The 4,542-nt window shown below is 61.4% G+C and carries 7 protein-coding genes and 1 pseudogene; all 8 read right to left on the reverse strand.

The features are described from left to right. A pseudogene (locus tag EN994_RS18985) lies at nucleotides 1-562 on the reverse strand (sulfatase); the annotation flags it as partial. Between the two features lie 174 nt (nucleotides 563-736). Further along, the gene (locus EN994_RS18990; RefSeq protein ID WP_013527963.1) at nucleotides 737-1,024 is read right to left on the reverse strand and encodes a hypothetical protein; all 288 of its coding nucleotides are present in this window, start codon (nucleotides 1,022-1,024) and stop codon (nucleotides 737-739) included. Between the two features lie 111 nt (nucleotides 1,025-1,135). Then, the gene (locus EN994_RS18995; protein ID WP_063169958.1) at nucleotides 1,136-1,591 is read right to left on the reverse strand and encodes a periplasmic heavy metal sensor; all 456 of its coding nucleotides are present in this window, start codon (nucleotides 1,589-1,591) and stop codon (nucleotides 1,136-1,138) included. After that, complete coding sequence (locus EN994_RS19000) at nucleotides 1,588-2,010, reverse strand: hypothetical protein (protein ID WP_245458408.1); 423 nt, start codon at nucleotides 2,008-2,010, stop codon at nucleotides 1,588-1,590. Before EN994_RS19000 ends, EN994_RS18995 begins: the two co-directional genes overlap by 4 nt. Before the next feature lie 116 nt (nucleotides 2,011-2,126). Continuing rightward, complete coding sequence (locus EN994_RS19005) at nucleotides 2,127-2,669, reverse strand: RNA polymerase sigma factor (protein WP_024503412.1); 543 nt, start codon at nucleotides 2,667-2,669, stop codon at nucleotides 2,127-2,129. A 45-nt stretch (nucleotides 2,670-2,714) separates the two neighbouring features. Next, nucleotides 2,715-3,146 (reverse strand): acid-shock protein, encoded by a 432-nt coding sequence (locus EN994_RS19010; protein ID WP_024503413.1) that lies wholly within the window; start codon nucleotides 3,144-3,146, stop codon nucleotides 2,715-2,717. Nucleotides 3,147-3,297: 151 nt separating this feature from the next. Beyond that, nucleotides 3,298-3,486 (reverse strand): DUF2158 domain-containing protein, encoded by a 189-nt coding sequence (locus EN994_RS19015; protein ID WP_013527958.1) that lies wholly within the window; start codon nucleotides 3,484-3,486, stop codon nucleotides 3,298-3,300. A 446-nt stretch (nucleotides 3,487-3,932) separates the two neighbouring features. Next, on the reverse strand, nucleotides 3,933-4,542 hold a 610-nt coding region (locus EN994_RS19020; protein WP_245466048.1), incomplete at its 5' end, for a LysR substrate-binding domain-containing protein.

Genomic DNA, 4,542 nt, shown 5'->3' on the forward strand with positions numbered 1-4,542 from the left:
AATCCAGCAGCGAGACGAAGAAGGCCGACATGTGCCGGCCCTGCATGTAGTAGAAATAGCGGTCCTTCGAGGCCTCGGCCGGAAAGGTCAGCGGCACCAGAACGACGAGCGCCGCCATGACCAGGACGCGTGCCGACACCGGCCAGCCGATTTTCCGATCGATCCGGAACAGAAGCACCGCCGCCCCGATGCCGAGCCCTAGGGCAATGACGACCGGCGCGATCAGATGGAGGTAGGAGCCGAGCAGGAAACGATACACTTCCGGGTCCCTCGACACGAAGACCGTGTCGTAGAAGTGCAGCGAAAATCCTTTCAGCCGGAACTTGATCGCCGAAACCACGGTGACGAAGGCAATGCCCATCCAGGCGAGGTAGACGGAAAAGGCAAGGCGCCCCGAAGCCAGGAACAGAAGTCCGGCAAGGGCAGCCACCAGCGCCAGCGAGAACGGCACCGACAGCCATTCGTGCTCGGCCCGTCCGGCGGCGAAGACGCCTGCAAGGCTGACCACGGCCAGCGTCAGCGGATGGCAGAGCACCCGTCCAAGACCTTGAAGCTGAACCACAGATTTTCCCACGAAGATGCCTGAGCACAGTTTCGGGAAATTCTTCGATTATTTGCGGGCTAAGAACAAATGTATAGTGGATTTAACCTTAACTCGGCTGGTCGGGATTGTCCGGTGCGCGCCAGCGCTCGCGCGGGGCCGCCCCGAAAGGTGCCTGGCCCCGCGGTGCTTTGATCAGTAATGGTGCCAGTGGCGCCAGTGATGATGCGGATGCCAGACGTAGGCCGGACCGTGCCAGTAGTGGTAGCGCGGGCGCACGACGACGACGCCGTTCGGCACGCAGCGGCCCCATCTGTTGGGGTGCCAGCCGATGCCGCAGCCCCAGCGGACATGCTCGACCAGTGCCGGGGTGGCTGGCTTCGCAACGGACACGATGGGCATTGCGCTGGAGGCGGAGGCTGTCGCGACAGTTCCACCGATGGCCAGGATAGCGGTTGCTGCATAGTTTTTCAGGCGACTCATAATTGGACTCCGAGTGCTTTCGACGATGAAGATGGCCGTCCTGTATGGTGCACAGGGCAGGCTTGTCCCTTCGCATCGTTAAACGGCGTCTCCGGTCTTTTCCGTCGGTCGTCATGGCGATTTTTTTGGCGTAACGGTGGCGCGGCGTTCCATATGGCGCAGCAACGCCTGTGCCAGCACGCTCCGGTTTTCAGGCGATGTGCTCGCCGCGAAGTCGACAATGGCCTGTTCAAGCCGGCTGCGCACCGTCACATCGGCATCGCGTGCCCGTTCCAGGGCGGCGGACAAGGCGGCCTTGTCCATGACAGGCTGCTGCAACAGGTCCGCTGCCTCCTGCCTCGCCTGCTGGCCATCGAGAATGATCTGACGGGACTGCACGCGAACCTGGCGCAGCGCCTCGCGGAACGCCTTGCGATCCTGGTCGGGAAGGTGTCGGCCGGCCGATTCCAGCGAGAAGCCCGATTTGGCATTTCTCAGCCAGACCGCGCCACCGACAAATGCGCTGGCCAGAAAGACGTTCAGCACCACGGAAGCAATGACCAGACCACGGACCCAGCGCGTACTCATAGGCTTTCCTCACCGTTCTCGGCATCCGGGCCGGCATCGCCAAACGCCGTCACATTGGCATCCAGCACAGTGTGGTCCGGCTGGACCTCGGGCGTGATGACGGTCACCAAAGCCAGTCCTGCCACGGCGCCGGCCAGGCCAATGCCTGCGAGTCCCAGCCCCAGCCACCAGAACCGCTGCCGCCGGCGTTGGACAAGGTGCCGGCCGGCGACCTGCAGGATACTGCCGTGCAGCGCTTTACCGGGGGCGTCGACGCGGTAGCTGTCGAGCAGCGCGTCAAGTGTCCCGGCCTGCCTCAAGATGGCCTCGCCCGCGTCGCTTGCGGCAAAGACCGTGCCGGCCATTCGCTCGGCCTCGGGCCATCGCCGCAAGTCGCCGCCATAGGCCTGCGCCAAGGCGGCAAAGCGCCTGGCATCCATTGCGGGTTCGTTCCTGGACCCTTCAGCCATGTGTCTCCCCCTTGCCCGTCGGCGCCGAGCGCCAGGCGGCACCAGCAAGGCGCAATGGCCGTGCTGCGTTGCTGCTTGCCCGGCGTTTACTCATCGGCGCCATCCTCCGCCAGGATCGCTTGCAGCGACCGCCGGCCGCGCGCGAGCAGGCTTTCCAGGGCATCGACGCTGATCTGCAGTGTCGCTGCCGCCTCGATATTGGACATCCCCTGATAGTAGACCAGAACGATCGCTTCGCGCTGGCGCGGCGCTATGGCTTGCAGCGCCCGTTCGACCCGATGGGCTTCTTCCTCGGAATGAGCATCGGGAAGCGGCGCAGGATCGGCGACGTCCGGCAGGTCGCCGGTCACCCACTCGCGCCTGCGACGCAGCCGGTCGTAGCAAAGGTTGAGCGTCACCCGGTGGATCCAGCTGTCGAAGCGCGCATTGCCGCGCCGCCAGCTCGCGGCATGGCGCCAGATCCGCACGAAGGTTTCCTGCGCGACATCCTCGGCCTCCGCCGCATCGCCGAGCATGCGCACGGCAAGCGCCAGGATACGCGGCAGCTTGCGCGCGACGAGCGTTTGCACGGCTGCCGGCTCGCCGGCGCCGACACGGCGAACCAGCTCCTCGTCCGGATCCGCAGCCATCAGTCGGCGCACTCCCGATGTTCATCGCGCGTCATTGCCTCTTGGTCATTGCTCTTGCTTGGGAGCGGTTTTGTGGCCCGGCAGTTCGTCGGCTGTCAGAATGCCATCGGCATTCTTGTCCAGCCGGGCGAAGCGCTTGGCGAAAAACGCATCGAGTTCGGCGCGATCGATGAAGCCGTCATGGTTGGAATCGATCCGCGCGAAGGATCTGGCGGCGTCGCCCTTGACGTTGCGCTTCGCCTGAAAGGCCTCCCATTCCAGCAGGCTGATCTTGCCGTCGCCATCCGTGTCGGCCGCCATGATCGCCTTTTCGCGCCGCTTCTGGAATTTGGCCAGCGTGATGTCGGACCTGCTCCCCGACGCGCCTGGCGCGGCAAGTGGCGCGGCGGTCTGCGGTGCAGGCGGGGTCGTTGCCTGGGCAAGAGCCGCAACGGTCTGCAAACTCAAGGCAACGACTAATATCGAACGGCTGATCATGTTGTGCGTCTCCAGCTTGGCGCGACGCAGACGGCTTGTGCCGTCATCGCGCTTCAACCGTTAAACGCCGCGACCCGGAAAATCCGTCGGTCGCGCGTGCTGATCCGTTCGTGCTCGGGTGCGCATCCCGTCGATCGGGATGGAAGGAGCTCTAGTCCGACTGGTCGGCCGCAATCAGTTGTTCGGGCTTGAACCCGGCATGCTGCGGGGTCCACACCTCGCCCTCGCGATTGAACCAGTGGCACAGATACATGCCCGAGGCTGCGCCATCGCTGACCGTCATCCTGGGGCCTCCGGATTTCAGCTTGACCACGTCTCCGGTCTTGAAATTGTTGGGCATTTTTTGACCTCCCATGCTGAGGCCATGAGTTTCACACCAAACCGGGGTCTCGACAATGGCAGATCTGCCAGGCCGGCGCCGCAATCCTTTGCACCAGATGCGAAGGGGTAGACGACGAAAAGGAGGGGGGATGGTGCGCTTGCGGGCAGCCAATTGCCGGCTCAAGCCATTAGAATCAAAATCGTTTTCGATGCCAAGCGGGTCGCAACGAGTTCCCTAGAGATCGTCCCGTAACGTCCTTGCCCGCGCCTTGAGTCGGCATGGGATCGGCCATCCCAGTGAGGGCGCGTCGTCCATGAACTCAACTGGAAAGCTGGCCAGTTACGAATCAGTATAAATCCGCGATGTACAAGAACACTACTGTGTGCGGCCTTCAGCGGGTAACGGCGCTGTTACACACGAAAAAATCCTTGCATGGTTTCCATAAGCGCCCGACGGCGACGGGACTAGATGCGCATTTTGTCGCGTATCCAGTTCCTAAAGATCTTGCTGGCACGATTTGGAGCATTCGCTGGAGCTTCAACAATGTAGTAGCCATTGCCGGTCGTGAAGGCGAGGTCAAAAGGGCGTACGAGACTCCCATTTGACAGCTTCTCCTCAACAAGGCGTGTCCATCCCAACGCCAACCCTTGCCCTTCGAGGGTGGCCCGCAGCAGATTGTCGTAATTTTGAAACCAGATTCCTTGCTGAGGGCGTAAAGAAGTTAGCTTCGCGAATTCAAGCCACTTGTCCCAATTCTCCCATTCGTGAGCCCGCCCATCTAGATGCAGCAGCGTCACGTTTTGAAACTTGCGGAAGTTTTCGGCGCCGACAGAATTTACATATCCTGGGCTGCAAATCGGAAAAAACTCCTCACTAAACACTTTCTCGGACTTCAATTTATTCCAGTCACCGCGACCATATCTAATCGAAATGTCTATCCCGAATTTGCTCATATCCAAGCATTCATCGGTTTCAACCAGTTTTATATTGATCCCGGGATTGCGAATTCGAAAATCAGCCAACCTCGGCATCAGCCAGCAACTTCCAAATGCAACGGTTGTACTAACTGTTACA

Source organism: Mesorhizobium sp. M7A.F.Ca.CA.002.09.1.1 (genome assembly GCF_003998555.1).
GTDB lineage: Bacteria > Pseudomonadota > Alphaproteobacteria > Rhizobiales > Rhizobiaceae > Mesorhizobium > Mesorhizobium ciceri.